The sequence below is a fragment of the Mesorhizobium sp. CNPSo 4684 genome, from assembly GCF_057784315.1.
Genome location: NZ_JBWLUX010000015.1, coordinates 66,281 through 80,301, shown reverse-complemented (window position 1 = coordinate 80,301; position 14,021 = coordinate 66,281). Strand labels below are relative to the sequence as shown.

The window sequence follows — 14,021 nt, the reverse complement described above, 5'->3', positions numbered from 1 at the left end:
ACGCAGGCGACCCAGTTACGCTTCTCAAGCGGCGGACCTTACCCGCCTTTGGCCGGCGCCTGCCCACCCAACCCCATAGCGTCGGCCTTTTTTAAACTATCTCCAACCGCTTGCCATGCGCTCAGCCATATAGGATTATTGTCCTCGTTGCGGCGAACCCCTTCAACGGAGCTCGCCACCATGGCCAGGTCAAAACGCTCACAACAGCTATCGCCACTACCGAGCTACCCGTCTCCTGCATGAGGTGCTCTTGAACGCCGTGCTGACTATCACCGGGAAGGAAGTGCAGTTCCTCCAGTGGAACGGGGACAGGGCCGGCGCAGCCGCCAAGCTAGGGGTCGAAAGGTGTCCCGTCGCCTTTTCGAACGAACGAAGGGCGGCGGGACAAAAACCGGCGATAAGGGATGTTAATCGTCGGTCGAAGCGTTCTATCTCCGCAACGAAACAGCATCATGTCTCCTCTCGGAAATCCTGTAACGAGGCGTGCCGCAAGTCCTGCTCGCCGCGAATATGCTTCACGGTCGCGACGCGGCCCAACTTGACGCCAGCCGCTCCTCCAGGCCCATCTCGCGGAGATCATGGCCGTTTAGGTGCAGCAGGTCGAATGCCACGAAGTACAAGTCGTGCTGCCGGCAGGTGATCGCTTTGCGTAAAGCCGCGAAGTCGAACAGGGCCTTTGAGAACGATGATCTCGCCGTCGATGATTGCGCTCTCGGCGCCGACCTCGGCACTTGCTGCGGTGAGGTCGCGATATTAGAGGTCCAGTCCAGGCTGCGGCGGGTGAAAAGGCGCGCCCTCTTCGTCGATCACTATCTGCGATCGATACCCGTCGAATTTGACTTCGTGAATCCAGGCATCGCCCTCGGGAGGCTTCACCACAAGGGTCGGCATCAACAGCTCGACAAACTTCAAACGCATGCACCAGCCCCCAACCGGCGATTCAATTAGCATGCACTTTATTAGTTCCGGAAAATTTTAACGAATCATTGACCGCGCTGTCCCAAAATAGGACGGCGCGGTCAAATCCCAACCGACTGCGCAGGCGGCTCCGGCAAACGCGCCCTACCCAGCCCAGTGTGTCGGAGCCGCTCCCACATCCGTCTTATTACTAGCAATGGTTGAATCAACGGTTACGACAAGGCCCAAGCACAGCCAGAAATACCATAGCGCGGCGGGGTTGAGTCCCTGACACGCCGATTAGATTCCATCCGGAACTGTGGGCGATCGCTAGACCGCCTTTAGGCCCAGTGTACGGTAGTGGGTCAGTTTGAAATTCGTTGACAAAATCGGCATTCGCTCGCTCTCCTATAGCGTTCGCTAATATACGGAGGCAGCAATGCCATACACGTATCGATGCAGGGATTATCCGGGGATGGAATCTTGCCCGGCGAGCTTCACGGCAGAGAGCGCGTCCGAGGTAATGAAGCACGTCGAACTTCACGCCGAAGTTGCTCACGGGGAAGACCCGAAACAATGGTCACAAGGGGATCGGGATCAAGTCCAGAAGCTGATTGTCGCTGGTTAGGCGCGCTTCTTGTAGGGACCACACACTACTGGCTTTTCGGCTTCCTTCGCCTCGATCAGCGCAACGATGTCCGCGATCTCCCAAAGCTTGCCGGTGACGCCGGCAGCCATGGCCGGGGTCATGCGCAACGAACGAAATTGTAATACATGAAGTGGAGGGCAACCGCGTTGGCGTGGGCTTCCACCTTCTTGGAAAAGCCGTTGATTCCGCCTATTTCCAGACGGCGCATAGGCGAAAACGCCTATTGTGATCGGGACGGAATTCCAAACTGACCCACTACCCAGTGTACTGAGACCTTCGGTCCTAATTGCGCGACTGCTAATATCTTCGTATTTTTGCTCGAGCGTGGGGACGCCCGATGGAGATAACTATGTCCGGCAAGCCAGCAATCTTTCCTGCGCTCTCAGCGTTTCTGAACTCGCTCCCGAAATAGGTCTCGCGCCGCTTCTCTGCCTCTCGGGCCAACCTGTAATTTTGGCGACGGGCACTATAGACACGGCAGACCTGATTGCTTGGCGGAATCGCTTGCCGCCGTCGGTTGGCGGCCCAGTTTTGATCTCTCCTGCTCAAACGCATGACGAAGGTACGGCGAAAGTCGGCTAGGTCCTACAGCGGTGGGTCAATTCCGCCCGGCCGGCGCTTAGGCAGGTAAAGCCCCAAACCCGACTGCCTAGGCGCCGGTTTGATTTCGTGCATCTTGTGCTTGCAACCAAAGTCGCCGAGCCCATGCGCTTAGCTGAGCCGGGACAATGATCCTCGAAGGTCAGGTCTCGCCTTTGGGCAGCTATCTCCATTGTGAACCGGAACTCGCCGGATGTTGGCCCCAACCCCCAACTCCCGACGAGCCCATCCCGATTTGTCACACAAATCAGGGCCGGGATTAGCCGGCAATTCCAGACTTGCACAAAAGGTGCCAAGTCTTCCCCCGATCAAATCAGAGGCCGTTCTGCCAATCTGTTAACCAATTCACTTTGACGGCCCTCACTTGTCGACGATGTCGGACATCGAACCGCCAATTGTCGTCATTGGTGGGCGGGAAGGCTTCACCAGATTGGCTTCAATGCCAGCGATTGTGCCCATCACAGGACGGCATGACGTTACGTCAAGAATCAGCTACCGCTGCAGCTGCGGCGGACCCGATACCCGCTTGGCCGGCGCTGATCAGGCAACCTCCATTGCGGCGCCGGCCCCTTTACGTCGTCGACCAACGTGAAGATGGCATTGCGCCAAGAAGCGCTTGGCTGAACTGCCGCCGGCCGAATCATTGCCCCAGGATGTCGCGCCCAGCATCGCGTAATCGCGTTGCGCAGTGCCCCTGCCGCCAACCGACAATTCAATTAGTATACACTTAATTAGATACGGAGAAATTAGATCCGGAGAATTTTAACGAATCATTGACCGCGCTGTCCCAGAATAGGACGGCGCGGTCAAATCCCAACCGGCTGCGCAGGCGGCTCCGGCACCCAACCCCCGCCGCACTGTCGGAGCCGCTCCCACACCTCCTCTCAATACCAGCAATGGTTGAATCAACGGTTACGACAAGTGCTTTCCAATGCACTTTTCCAGTCGTTAGACTTTGATGGAAAAAAGGGAATAGTCGTGCTGGGATCCAGCAGCCGGTGATGGCCCACGCTGGATTCGGGACGTGGGCGTTTAGGTTCCCGCGCCAGTACGGCGACAAGCACCGAGCAGTCGAGTTCCTCGTTGAATGAAACGTACGGATCCGCCTCCAGCAAAATTTGCGCCATGCGAAGCGATTTCAATCTGGCCGTCTTGGCTACACGTTCAGCGCATTCGACCTCGATGATCGCTTTCGCGGACCGCGCACCTGGGCGATCTCCCAGCCAACACATTCCCGCAACCTCGAAACTCCCGATGCTGTTCCATCCATCGATTCCATACATTCGTGAACCATGTCGCCGTTCATTTTGATGAAGCCTTGCCCACGCTTAGCAGGGATTCACATCGAATTCAGTTCGATCTGGAATCGGCCTATGGAAACGATCCTTTGAGATGCGCGACATGCCATCGGCGCAGAAGAAACTAGCTCTGTGCAAAGCCCCGAAGCGATGTCCAGAGGGGCGGCGATAGGACGGCAGGGACAACATCTGGACTCCAAATGGCATGAACCGCATTGTGATCGCGGGGAGAAGGCAAAATGGACAAACTGAATATAGGGGCTGATCAGGCCAAACGCTGGAGGGACCAGGCCGTGCGCGGTCGCCGGAGGCGCCTTTCGCGTAACGTCGGTGCGTGGGTGCTGATCCTGATGGCGATAATCGTCTTCTCTGGTCTGATTGCCTTCAAGGCGTACAGATAGCCAAGGCTCGCCAGCTCGCGTTCATCCCTGCTGCGGGACGGTGTAGGCAAAACCTGGAGGACCCATGCGAAAGATTCTGGCATCGGCACTGCTGCTCGCGACAGCGCTGTCTGCAAACCCTGCTGCCGCACTGGACAGTTCCAGTCCACCCGTCGTCGTGACGCCGCTTGCCGATCGTACCCAGACGGCTTCCGGCCAGCCGATCGTGCTGCCGCAGAAAAATGTCCAGGTGCTGGTCTCGACCTACGATATTGCGGTGGGCGCCACACTGCCGGTGCACAAGCACCCGTTTGCCCGCTACGCCTATGTCGAGGCTGGAACGCTCAAGGTGACGAATGTCGAGACCGGCAACAGCAACACCTACAAGACTGGCGATTTCATCGTCGAGATGATCGGCCAGTGGCACCAGGCGACCAATATCGGCGACGGCCCGGTCAAGCTCCTGGTCATCGACCAGGTCGAGCAAGGCGCCAAGAACACGGTGCTGCAGCAATAGCCGGCGGAGATCGGCGGCAAAGAGGCTGATTGTCAGCCTTGTTTGCCGGCCACCTGCTCAAGCCGCTCGAGGATGCGCGGCCAGCCGCTTCCCATGCCGACATAGCCACGCTCGTCGGCGGGCCGGAACCCAGACTGTTCCATTCGCACTCGGGTCGCCGCCCCTTCGGGTATGAGCGACCAGGTCACCACGGTTTTCAAGCCGCTGTCTGATTCCGTCCCGTCGCCCCAGCTGTAGGCGAGCAGGTGCGGCTCCTCGACCTTCAGCACCAAGCAGTTCGTCATCCCGGACCAGCCTGGCACCGGCGCCGCCCGGAACGTGAAGCGATGCCCCTCTTCCGCCGAAAAGTCATTCTGCATCAGCCACTCGGCGATGAGCTCGGGCATGGTCAGCGCACGCCATATCTTTTCCGCCGAATGTGGGATCAGACGCTCGACGACGATCGATTTGGTTTCCGTCATGTGCCTTGCTCCTCTTTGTTGCAGCCGCTTCTCAAGCATAATCAATAACCAATCAGCTATGGGTTAATTCATAACTGGCAGGTTATTGAACTGTCAAGTCGGGAATTGGCCTCCTGGCCCAAATGGCGGCACGCTGTTCGCGCTTTCGCGCCAACCGGCCCGATGCTAGGGCTTTGCGCGAAACCATTGACTGGATTGCCCGTGACCAAAGAGCCGCGCCCACCCCTGATCGAAATCTGCGTCGAAGGCATCGACGGATTGCTGGCGGCGCAGGCCGCCGGCGCCGACCGGGTCGAGCTCTGCGCCAGCCTGGTCGAAGGCGGCATCACGCCCAGCTTCGGCACGGTGCGCGCCGCACTCGAGAGCGCGACCATTCCCTTCCATGTCATCGTGCGGCCGCGCGGGGGCGATTTCCTCTACAGCGAGGCCGAATACCGCTCGATGCTCGCCGATGTCGCAGCACTTCGCGACCTCGGCGTCGCCGGTGTCGTCGTCGGCTGCCTCAATGCGGATGGCACCATCGACGAGGCGCGCATGGGCGCATTGGTCGAGGCGGCCGGTCCGCTCGCCGTCACCTGCCACCGCGCCTTCGACATGACCGGCGACCCCGCCGAGGCGCTGGAAGCGCTGATCCGCTGCAAGGTCGGCCGCGTGCTGACCAGCGGCCAGAGGGACACCGCGGTGGAAGGCGCCGGCCTGTTGGCGGAGCTGGTCCGCCAGGCCGGCAGCCGCATCATCATCCTCGGCTGCGGCGCTCTCGATCCCGGAAACATCGCTGGGGTGCTGGCAGCCACCGGGCTGACGGAAATGCATTTCGCCGCGCTCAAGGACGTGCCGAGCACAATGACCTACCGCAACCCGCACGTCGGGATGGGCGGCACCGATCTCGACCGCGAGTACCGCACCACGGTGACCGACGCGGCGCTGGTGGCGGCGACGATTGCGGCAGTCAGGACATGACGGCCGCACCGATCAGCCGCGTCTCGCCCCAGGACGAAGCGGCGATCCTCGCGCTCAACAACGAGCATGCGGCCGAACTGTCATGGCTCGAACCCGAACGGCTATCCTTCCTGCTTGGCGAAGCGTTTTACATCAGGCGCATCGGATCCCTCGAAGCCTTTATCATGACCTTCGACCAGGATGCCCGCTACGATAGCCCGAACTTCCTCTGGTTCCGCGAGCGCTATCCACGCTTCGTCTATGTCGACCGCGTCGTCGTGGCCGGCGAGGCCCGCGGCCGCGGCCATGCCCGGCGGCTTTATGAGGATCTGTTCGCAGAGGTCGCCCGCGCCGGCCACAGCATCGTCACCTGCGAGGTCAATGCCGACCCGCCCAATCCGGTTTCGGACGCCTTCCACGCCGCGCTCGGCTTTGCCGAGGTCGGCGACGCGGTGATCCATGGCGGCATGAAGGCGGTGCGCTACTACCTCAGGCAGATCGCCGGCTGACACGAGCGGCTCTGGTGCCGTAAACAAGCCAGAACTAATGTAGCGGCTTCCAGCAGCCGGGGGCGAAACACCAATGCCGAGCAACGTCTTCCGCTTCGACGAAAGCTGGGACATTCCCGAGGCGACGCCGCAACAGGTCTGGGGCGTGCTCTCCGACGCCGAATTGCTGCCGCTGTGGTGGGGCGACGTCTACAAGGAGGTCGTGCCGCTCGACCGCAAGGGCAAGGGCGTCGTCGGCTCGCGCGCCAAAGCCCGGGCGCGCGGCGCCCTGCCCTATGAATTGAACTTCATCATCGAGGCGGCCGAGCTCGAGCCCGGCCGGCTGGTGGTGGTCAAGACATTCGGCGATTTCGATGGCCTGTGGCGGGCGGAACTGTCGCCTTCGGGAACCGGCACCCACGTCGATCTCGTCTGGCAGGTGACGGTCGAGAGGCCGATCCTCAAATTCCTGGCGCCGTTGCTCAGGCCGGCCTTTGCCTGGAACCATCGCTGGACGACGCCGCGCGGCGAAGCCGGCCTGCGCCGCTATCTCGCGGCGCAGAAGAAGGGCGAAGCAGCCTGATGCCGTCTCGCTGAGCGCTACTGGAACAGCGCCGTGGCGCTGTTGACGGTCATCCAGAACCCCCACGGCAGCGGAAAGCCGACGAGCAGCCAGGCGAGCGTAAGCTTGAGCGTATAAAAAGGGGCCACGAAGGCCCCTTTCCAGTCACTCATGTCAGAAAAATTCAGGCGTTGGCGGCCGCCACCGCGCGTTTTGCCATCACTGCGATCAGGCTGGCGCGGTAGTCGGCTGAGGCGTGGAGGTCGGTCATCAAATTCTTCGCCGAAACCTTGACGCCGTCGAGCGCCGATGCGGCAAAGTTCTTCGCCAGTGCCGCCTCGATCTCTTTCGAACGGAATACGCCGTCATCGCCGGCGCCGGTGACGGCAACACTGACCCCGTCCTTGCCCTTGGCCACGAACACGCCGACGATCGCATAGCGAGATGCCGGATTGCGGAATTTTTCGTAAGCCGCCTTGGCCGGCGCGGTGAAGCTTACCGCGGTGATGATCTCGCCATCCTTCAGCGCCGTCTCGAACAGGCCGGTGAAGAATTTGGCGGCTGATATCTCGCGCTTGTTGGTGACGATGGTAGCGCCCAGCGCCAGCAGTGCCGCCGGATAGTCGGCGGCCGGATCGTTGTTGGCGACCGAGCCGCCGATCGTGCCCTTGTAACGCACGGCAGGGTCGCCGATCAGCGACGCCAAATGCGCAAATGCCGGGCAGGCCTTCCTGAGCTTCTCGTCATTGGCGACGTCGTAATGAGTGGTAGCGGCGCCGATGGTGACGGTCTTGCCCGACACCTTGACGCCCTGCAACTCCTTGATCCGCGACAGGTCGACCAGGTCGGAAGGTGCTGCAAGCCTGGTCTTCATCGCCGGGATTAGCGTCATGCCGCCCGAAAGCAGTTTGGCGTCGCCGTTCTTGATCAGCTTGGCGGCGTCAGCGACTGAGGTGGCGCGGTGGTAATTGACCGAATACATCTTCGTTCCTCCTCAGTGCTTCTTCGCCGCGCGGATCGCGGCCCAGACCGTCGACGGCGATGCCGGCATGGCGATGTCGGTGATCCCGATGGCGTCGGTGATGGCGTTGATGACCGCCGGCGGCGAGCCGATCGCGCCAGCCTCGCCGCAGCCCTTGATGCCGAGCGGATTGCTCGGGCACGGCGTGTTGGAGGTCGAAACCTTGAACGACGGCAGGTCGCCCGCGCGCGGCATGGTGTAGTCCATGTAGCTCGCCGTCAGCAGCTGTCCGCTGGCGTCATAATGCGCGCCTTCCAGAAGCGCCTGGCCAATGCCCTGGGCGATGCCGCCATGCACCTGGCCCTCGACGATCATCGGGTTGATGATGTTGCCGAAATCGTCCGCGGCGACGAACTGGACGATCTCTGTCATGCCGGTTTCCGGATCGATCTCGACCTCGCAGATGTAACAGCCCGCCGGGAAGGTGAAGTTGGCCGGATCGTAGAACGCCGTTTCCTTCAGCCCCGGCTCCATGCCGGCCGGCAGATTGTGGGCGGTGTAGGCGGCAAGCGCCACCTGGAACCAGGGCAGGCTCTTGTCTGTGCCGGCGACCTTGACCTCGCCATTCTCGATGACGATGTCGCCCTCGTCGGCCTCGAGCAGGTGGGCGGCGATCTTCTTGGCCTTGGCCTCGACCTTGTCGAGCGCCTTTGATATGGCCGACATGCCGACGGCACCCGAGCGCGAGCCGTAGGTGCCCATGCCCATTTGCACCTTGTCGGTGTCGCCATGGACGATCGAGACCGAGTCGATCGGCACACCGAAGCGCTGATTGACGAGCTGCGCGAAGGTCGTCTCATGGCCCTGGCCATGGCTGTGCGAGCCGGTCAACACTTCGATCGTGCCGACGGCGTTGACCCGCACCTCGGCCGATTCCCACAGACCGACGCCGGCGCCTAGCGAGCCGACCGCCGCCGACGGCGCGATGCCGCAGGCCTCGATGTAGCAGCTCATGCCGATGCCGCGTAGCTTGCCTTGCTTGGCGGCGGCCGCCTTGCGTTTGGCAAAGCCGGCATAGTCGGACGCCTTTGTCGCCGCATCGAGCGAAGCGCCGTAGTCGCCAGCGTCGTAATTCATGATCACCGGCGTCTGATGCGGGAAGGAGGTGATGAAGTTGGTGCGCCGCAGTTCGGCCGGCGACACCCCGAGTTCGCGCGCCGCCGTCTCCATGGTGCGTTCCAGCAGATAGGTCGCCTCCGGCCGTCCTGCCCCGCGATAGGCGTCGACCGGTGCGGTGTTGGTGTAGACGGTGCGTACATTGGCGTGGATCGTCGGGATGTTGTACTGGCCCGACAGCAGCGTCGCGTAGAGATAGGTCGGCACGCAAGACGAGAACAGCGACATGTAAGCGCCGAGATTGGCAATGGTGTCGACCTTGAAGCCGGTGATCTTGTTGTTCTTGTCGAACGCCATTTCGACCGTCGAGACATGGTCGCGGCCATGCGCGTCGGTTAGGAAGCTTTCGGTGCGGTCGGCCACCCATTTGACCGGCACACCGGTTTTCTTCGACGCCCACAGGCAGACGATCTCTTCGGGATAAATATAGATCTTCGAGCCGAAGCCGCCGCCGACATCGGGCGCGATGACGCGCAATTTGTTTTCCGGCGCGACATTGTAGAAGGCGCTCATCACCAGCCGCGCGAGATGCGGGTTCTGCGAGGTCGTCCAGCAGGTGTAATGGTCCTCGGCCTTGTCGTAATGGCCAAGGGCCGCACGCGGCTCCATGGCGTTGGGAACCAGCCGGTTGTTGACGATCTTCATGCGGGTGACGTGGGCGGCGGCCTTGATCGCCGCATCGGTCGCCTTGGCGTCGCCGATCTCCCAGTCGAAGATCAGATTGTCCTCGGCCTCGGCATGGACCTGCGGCGCGCCTTTTTGCAGCGCCTTGGTGGCATCGACCACCGCCTTCAATTCCTTGTAGGTGATCTCGACCGCCTCGGCCGCGTCGCGCGCCTGGCCCTTGGTCTCGGCCACCACGATGACGATGGCGTCACCGACATAACGCACCTTGTCGACGGCGAGCGGCGACCAGGCGCCCATCTTCATCGGCGAGCCATCCTTGGAATGGATCATCCAGCCGCAGATCAGGTTGCCGATGCCGTCGGCCTTGAGTTCCTTGCCGGTCAAGACACCGATGACGCCGGGCATGCCTTGAGCCTTTTTGACGTCGATCTTCTTGATCTGCGCATGCGCGTGCGGACTGCGCACGAAAGCGGCATGCTTCATGCCGGGCACCACCATGTCGTCGACATAACGGCCGGCGCCGGTGATGAACCTTTTGTCTTCCTTGCGCGCCACGCGTGCGCCAATACCTTCAATACCCATAAGAAAATTCCTCCGGAATTTAAGGGAATAGGGAGTAGGGAGTTAGGCAGTAGGGGGAAATCTCGCGGTTCAGTATGGCCGTTTGCCCTACTCCCTACTGCCTACTCCCTAAGCTGCCTGTTTTGCCCTGCCCTTCGACGCCTTCGCCATCGTCTTCGATGCGGCGAGGATCGCCTTGACGATGTTGTGGTAGCCGGTGCAGCGGCAAATGTTGCCTTCGAGCTCGGTGCGAACCGTCGCTTCGTCGAGGCCTTCGGGATGGCGCGCGATCATGTCGGTCGCCGTCATGATCATGCCTGGCGTGCAGAAGCCGCATTGCAGCCCATGATGTTCCTTGAACGCGGCCTGCACCGGATGCAGGTCGGCGCCGTTGGCGAGCCCTTCGATCGTCACCACAGTCGACCCGGAGGCCTGCACGGCCAGCATCGAACACGACTTCACCGCTTTGCCGTCCACATGCACGACGCAGGCGCCGCATTGCGAGGTGTCACAGCCGACATGCGTTCCGGTGAGACCAAGATTTTCGCGCAGGAAATGAACCAGAAGCGTTCGGTCCTCGGCAGCGCCGCTGACCCGTTTTCCGTTCACGACAAACGAAACGTCCGACATGCATCCTCCCTGGGTATAACCTCGGTAATCATGCTGCCGATGCGGCTTTGGCGCTCGGCCAGGCGCTATTCGTACACCGCACAACGCGCAAAAAACACACGGTGCTCATTGTACTTTCGGTCATGGACAAAACGAAAATTATCGGCTCGTCCGCCCCATTGCCAAAGCGCGGATTGAAGGCAACAATGTCATCGACGCTGGCGCCAAAAGACATAAAAACAGGCGCACACAAAAATGCGTCGGAGGAATGCGGAGAAAGCTGCTGGCCAGTTCACGGACGAGCTATGCATCCGGTCTGTCGGCGCTCACCACAGACGAGCCTGACATGGATGCATTCGCCCGGGCGGTCGCCACCGAGGCCGCTTCCATCAACGCCGGCTTTGCGCTGCTGTTCTTCTCGCAGAGCCTGGTCGACGCCACCGCCCTGTCGCAAGCGCTGAAGACCCATGCGCCGACGCTGGCCTATGCCGCCTGTTCGACTGCCGGCGAGATCACCCCGCAGGGACTGGAGGAAGGCCATGTGCTGGCTCTTCTGCTTCCTTCGGCCTCATTCTGCGCGGTCAGCGCCATGGTCGACAATCTCTCCTCGTCGGGCATGGACAGGATCACCGGTGAAGTCGAGGCCTTGCGGCGCCTGCTGCACGGGCGCATCGGCAGTTGCCATTCCGACAGCACCTTTGCGCTCTGCTTCATCGACGGCCTGTCCTTTGCCGAGGAAGCTGTGACCTCGGCCATCCATTGGGGGCTGGACGACATCCCGCTGATCGGCGGTTCGGCGGGCGACGATTTGAAATTCGAAACCACCAGGCTGATCTCGAACGGCAAGGTGGCCTCCGACAGCGCCATCATCGTGCTGATATCAACCGAAATTCCCTTCCATGTCTTCAAGACCGACAATTTCGTCCCCACAGACGAGAAGCTGGTGGTGACGGCATCCGATCCCGACCACCGCACCGTGCGCGAATTCAACGCCACCAATGCGGCCGAGGAATATGCCGCCTCGGTCGGCATCGTCGCGCAGACCCTGACGCCGATGAGCTTCGCCTCGCATCCGGTGGTGGTGAAGGTGGGTGGCGAATATTACTGCCGCTCGATCCAGAAGATGCATCCCGACGGCTCGCTGTCGTTCTTCTGCGCCATCGACGACGGTGTCGTGCTGTCCATCGCCCAGCCCAAGGACATGGTGGAATCGACGCGTGCCGCACTGCGCGACGTCGAGGAGCGGCTGGGTGGCATCGACATGATCCTCGGTTTCGATTGCGTGCTGCGCCGGCTCGATGCGCGCAACCGCCAGGTCTTCCGCGATATCTCCGAACTCTACCGGGTCAACAACGTCATCGGCTTCGGCACCTATGGCGAACAGTACCGCTCGATGCACCTCAACCAGACCTTCACCGGCATCGCTTTCGGCGAGCGCCAGGCGGCGGAATAGACCCATGCCGCTCAGGGATATAGACGACGTCGACAGGCTGAAGAAGATCAACGCCGCCCTGGTCAGCCGCGTCGAGCGCTCGATGGACCAGCAAGGCAATGCCTTCTCGCTGTTCCAGACCGCGATTTCGCTGGAAAACCGGGTGCGCATCCGCACCGAGGAACTGCACTCCACCTTGCGCCGGCTGGAGCAGTCGAACATCGACCTCAGCGCCGCCAAGGAAAACGCCGAACTGGCGAACCTGTCCAAGACCCGGTTCCTGGCCGCCGCCAGCCATGACGTGCTGCAGCCGCTGAACGCCGCCCACCTCTCCGTCTCGGCATTGGCCGAAGTGCAGACCAGTGACGAGGGCAAGAAACTCGTCCGTCAGGTCGAGCGCTCGCTGGAGACCATGGAAGACCTGTTGCGCACGCTGCTCGACATTTCCAAACTCGATGCCGGCGTGGTCCAGCCCGACATTGGCGACGTCAATCTGGAGACGCTGTTTTCCTCGCTACGCTCGGATTTCCAGCCGGTTGCCAAGCTGAAGGGGCTGACACTGAAATTCCGCCCGGTCAGCGCCGTGGTGCGTTCGGACCGCACGCTGTTGCGCCGCATCCTGCAGAACATCCTGTCCAATGCACTGCGCTACACCCGTTCGGGCGGCGTGCTGGTCGGCACAAGGCATCGCGGCGATACCATCCGCATCGACGTCGCCGACACCGGCTGCGGCATTCCCGACGACCAGCGCGAGGCGGTGTTCGAGGAGTTCCATCGCGGCTCCGTCATTCCGGCCGATGCCGGAATCTCCGGCGGCGGGCTGGGGCTCGGCCTTGCCATCGTGCGGCGCATGGCCGCCGCGCTCGGCCATCCCGTGACGTTCTCCTCGAAGGTCGGACGCGGCACGATCTTCCACATCGATGTTCCGGTCGGCATTGGCGCCAGCGCCGACGCCATCGCCAGCCTTGCCGAGATGGAGCGTCCGCGCGGCTACGGCCTGTTCGGCACCAAGGTGCTGCTGGTCGAAAACGACGCCGATGTGCTGCAGGCGATGACTTTCCTGCTCGAGCGCTGGCAATGCCTGGTGCGCGCCGCCACCTCGACCGAGGACGCACTCGGCCTGCTCGGTGACACCGACTGGGTGCCCGACATCGTCATTGCCGACCAGCATCTCGACGACGGCGACCTCGGCACCGCAACAATAGCCGAAGTCCGCGACTATATCGGCCGCGCCGTGCCGGCACTGATCGTCACCGCCGACGCCTCCGAAGCCGTAGCCAAAGCCGCCCGCGCCGCCGGCATCGAACTGATGCGCAAGCCGCTGAAACCGGCGCAGTTGCGGGCGCTGCTGGCGCATTTGCTGGCCTGAAACAGGTTGTGCGGTAGGTAGAACCGATGGCTAATAATATTCTTGGCTACCTAGGAAAGCCGGCTTCATCGCTCCTGGCGTCATCACCCTTCATGTCCTGGAAGTTTAAAAAACGATCGATGATGACCTGCCGGAAATCCGCATAAACTATGTGTCTAAGCCCAATAATTTTTCCATCACCTCCGATATCGACGACAAGATAGACTGCATATTCATAGAAGCCGACAATCTGGATCGGGACCTCTGGCACATTCCCTTCTCATCCAGTCGCAACGGCGTGCTGAGCAGTTTTGGCACGCCCTCAAAAAGCGGCGCCGCACGGACAGATCCCATTCTGGGTGAATACGGTCCTTGGGACCGATTTGACGAGGCGGATCATTCAATACACATCGAATATCAGGCTCATGCAGATCGGATAAGGAGGGTGACGCTGATGCGCGCCGACGCGGTGCCGTGACTGTGCGAAGCGTTGCCCATGCGTGACAGAGAGACCCG

Annotated in this window: 16 protein-coding genes and 1 pseudogene; 9 read left to right on the top strand and 8 right to left on the bottom strand. The window is 61.4% G+C overall.

Annotated elements, in window-relative coordinates; translation table 11 throughout:
• Positions 1 to 753: 753 nt before the first annotated feature.
• Entirely contained in the window at positions 754 to 918 is a 165-nt protein-coding gene (locus AC04SG_RS15965) for a hypothetical protein (protein ID WP_488551826.1), read from the bottom strand.
• Positions 919 to 1,336: 418 nt separating this feature from the next.
• Here AC04SG_RS15965 and AC04SG_RS15960 point away from each other — a divergent pair, with 418 nt between their 5' ends.
• Complete coding sequence (locus tag AC04SG_RS15960) at positions 1,337 to 1,525, top strand: DUF1059 domain-containing protein (protein WP_112563427.1); 189 nt, start codon at positions 1,337 to 1,339, stop codon at positions 1,523 to 1,525.
• On the opposite strand, the pseudogene AC04SG_RS15955 reads toward AC04SG_RS15960, so the two are convergent.
• Positions 1,522 to 1,727 (bottom strand): annotated as a pseudogene (locus AC04SG_RS15955) (IS1 family transposase); the annotation flags it as partial. The gene AC04SG_RS15960 and the pseudogene AC04SG_RS15955 sit on opposite strands and share 4 nt — an antisense overlap.
• Positions 1,728 to 3,051: 1,324 nt before the next feature.
• Entirely contained in the window at positions 3,052 to 3,429 is a 378-nt protein-coding gene (locus AC04SG_RS15950) for a hypothetical protein (RefSeq protein WP_488551825.1), read from the bottom strand.
• 254 nt (positions 3,430 to 3,683) lie between these two features.
• Between AC04SG_RS15950 and AC04SG_RS15945 the strand changes: the two genes are divergently transcribed.
• On the top strand, positions 3,684 to 3,845 hold the full coding sequence (locus tag AC04SG_RS15945; RefSeq protein WP_210388284.1) for a hypothetical protein: 162 nt from the start codon (positions 3,684 to 3,686) through the stop codon (positions 3,843 to 3,845).
• Between the two features lie 64 nt (positions 3,846 to 3,909).
• Positions 3,910 to 4,341, top strand: coding sequence for a cupin domain-containing protein (locus AC04SG_RS15940; RefSeq protein WP_488551824.1), 432 nt, complete (start codon positions 3,910 to 3,912; stop codon positions 4,339 to 4,341).
• Positions 4,342 to 4,373: 32 nt separating this feature from the next.
• Here the strand turns inward: AC04SG_RS15940 and AC04SG_RS15935 are convergent, their stop codons facing one another.
• A complete protein-coding gene (locus tag AC04SG_RS15935) occupies positions 4,374 to 4,802 on the bottom strand; it encodes an SRPBCC family protein (RefSeq protein WP_488551823.1) in 429 nt (142 codons plus the stop codon).
• Between the two features lie 201 nt (positions 4,803 to 5,003).
• Between AC04SG_RS15935 and AC04SG_RS15930 the strand changes: the two genes are divergently transcribed.
• The 3 genes from AC04SG_RS15930 (at position 5,004) to AC04SG_RS15920 (ending at position 6,812) form a co-directional block, all read left to right on the top strand.
• Positions 5,004 to 5,762 (top strand): copper homeostasis protein CutC, encoded by a 759-nt coding sequence (locus AC04SG_RS15930; protein WP_488551822.1) that lies wholly within the window; start codon positions 5,004 to 5,006, stop codon positions 5,760 to 5,762.
• Positions 5,759 to 6,250, top strand: a complete 492-nt coding sequence (locus tag AC04SG_RS15925) for a GNAT family N-acetyltransferase (RefSeq protein ID WP_488551821.1) — start codon at positions 5,759 to 5,761, stop codon at positions 6,248 to 6,250. Before AC04SG_RS15930 ends, AC04SG_RS15925 begins: the two co-directional genes overlap by 4 nt.
• Before the next feature lie 73 nt (positions 6,251 to 6,323).
• Positions 6,324 to 6,812 carry an SRPBCC family protein gene (locus AC04SG_RS15920; protein WP_488551820.1) on the top strand — a complete coding sequence of 163 codons (489 nt, stop codon included), beginning with the start codon at positions 6,324 to 6,326 and terminating at the stop codon, positions 6,810 to 6,812.
• A 17-nt stretch (positions 6,813 to 6,829) separates the two neighbouring features.
• Here AC04SG_RS15920 and AC04SG_RS15915 read toward each other — a convergent pair whose 3' ends face one another.
• The 4 genes from AC04SG_RS15915 to AC04SG_RS15900 form a co-directional block, all read right to left on the bottom strand.
• The gene (locus tag AC04SG_RS15915) at positions 6,830 to 6,940 is read right to left on the bottom strand and encodes an MFS transporter small subunit (RefSeq protein ID WP_488551819.1); all 111 of its coding nucleotides are present in this window, start codon (positions 6,938 to 6,940) and stop codon (positions 6,830 to 6,832) included.
• A gap of 35 nt (positions 6,941 to 6,975) precedes the next feature.
• Positions 6,976 to 7,773, bottom strand: coding sequence for an FAD binding domain-containing protein (locus AC04SG_RS15910; protein WP_477341932.1), 798 nt, complete (start codon positions 7,771 to 7,773; stop codon positions 6,976 to 6,978).
• A gap of 12 nt (positions 7,774 to 7,785) precedes the next feature.
• Positions 7,786 to 10,137, bottom strand: coding sequence for a xanthine dehydrogenase family protein molybdopterin-binding subunit (locus AC04SG_RS15905; protein WP_488551818.1), 2,352 nt, complete (start codon positions 10,135 to 10,137; stop codon positions 7,786 to 7,788).
• Positions 10,138 to 10,245: 108 nt separating this feature from the next.
• Complete coding sequence (locus tag AC04SG_RS15900) at positions 10,246 to 10,746, bottom strand: (2Fe-2S)-binding protein (RefSeq protein ID WP_112565388.1); 501 nt, start codon at positions 10,744 to 10,746, stop codon at positions 10,246 to 10,248.
• 325 nt (positions 10,747 to 11,071) lie between these two features.
• Between AC04SG_RS15900 and AC04SG_RS15895 the strand changes: the two genes are divergently transcribed.
• The 3 genes from AC04SG_RS15895 (at position 11,072) to AC04SG_RS15885 (ending at position 13,983) form a co-directional block, all read left to right on the top strand.
• Positions 11,072 to 12,178 carry an FIST N-terminal domain-containing protein gene (locus tag AC04SG_RS15895; RefSeq protein WP_488551817.1) on the top strand — a complete coding sequence of 369 codons (1,107 nt, stop codon included), beginning with the start codon at positions 11,072 to 11,074 and terminating at the stop codon, positions 12,176 to 12,178.
• Between the two features lie 4 nt (positions 12,179 to 12,182).
• Positions 12,183 to 13,526, top strand: a complete 1,344-nt coding sequence (locus AC04SG_RS15890; RefSeq protein WP_488551816.1) for an ATP-binding response regulator — start codon at positions 12,183 to 12,185, stop codon at positions 13,524 to 13,526.
• Positions 13,527 to 13,677: 151 nt separating this feature from the next.
• Positions 13,678 to 13,983 (top strand): DUF6392 family protein, encoded by a 306-nt coding sequence (locus AC04SG_RS15885; protein WP_488551815.1) that lies wholly within the window; start codon positions 13,678 to 13,680, stop codon positions 13,981 to 13,983.
• The last annotated feature ends 38 nt before the right edge of the window (positions 13,984 to 14,021 follow it).

Coding starts and splice junctions, on each gene's coding strand:
- AC04SG_RS15925 (WP_488551821.1), top strand. CDS start 5,759: ATGACGGCCGCACCGATCAGCCGCGTCTCGCCCCAGGACGAAGCGGCG.
- AC04SG_RS15895 (WP_488551817.1), top strand. CDS start 11,072: ATGGATGCATTCGCCCGGGCGGTCGCCACCGAGGCCGCTTCCATCAAC.
- AC04SG_RS15960 (WP_112563427.1), top strand. CDS start 1,337: ATGCCATACACGTATCGATGCAGGGATTATCCGGGGATGGAATCTTGC.
- AC04SG_RS15950 (WP_488551825.1), bottom strand. CDS start 3,429: ATGTATGGAATCGATGGATGGAACAGCATCGGGAGTTTCGAGGTTGCG.
- AC04SG_RS15940 (WP_488551824.1), top strand. CDS start 3,910: ATGCGAAAGATTCTGGCATCGGCACTGCTGCTCGCGACAGCGCTGTCT.
- AC04SG_RS15890 (WP_488551816.1), top strand. CDS start 12,183: ATGCCGCTCAGGGATATAGACGACGTCGACAGGCTGAAGAAGATCAAC.
- AC04SG_RS15910 (WP_477341932.1), bottom strand. CDS start 7,773: ATGTATTCGGTCAATTACCACCGCGCCACCTCAGTCGCTGACGCCGCC.
- AC04SG_RS15945 (WP_210388284.1), top strand. CDS start 3,684: ATGGACAAACTGAATATAGGGGCTGATCAGGCCAAACGCTGGAGGGAC.
- AC04SG_RS15900 (WP_112565388.1), bottom strand. CDS start 10,746: ATGTCGGACGTTTCGTTTGTCGTGAACGGAAAACGGGTCAGCGGCGCT.
- AC04SG_RS15965 (WP_488551826.1), bottom strand. CDS start 918: ATGCGTTTGAAGTTTGTCGAGCTGTTGATGCCGACCCTTGTGGTGAAG.
- AC04SG_RS15905 (WP_488551818.1), bottom strand. CDS start 10,137: ATGGGTATTGAAGGTATTGGCGCACGCGTGGCGCGCAAGGAAGACAAA.
- AC04SG_RS15935 (WP_488551823.1), bottom strand. CDS start 4,802: ATGACGGAAACCAAATCGATCGTCGTCGAGCGTCTGATCCCACATTCG.
- AC04SG_RS15920 (WP_488551820.1), top strand. CDS start 6,324: ATGCCGAGCAACGTCTTCCGCTTCGACGAAAGCTGGGACATTCCCGAG.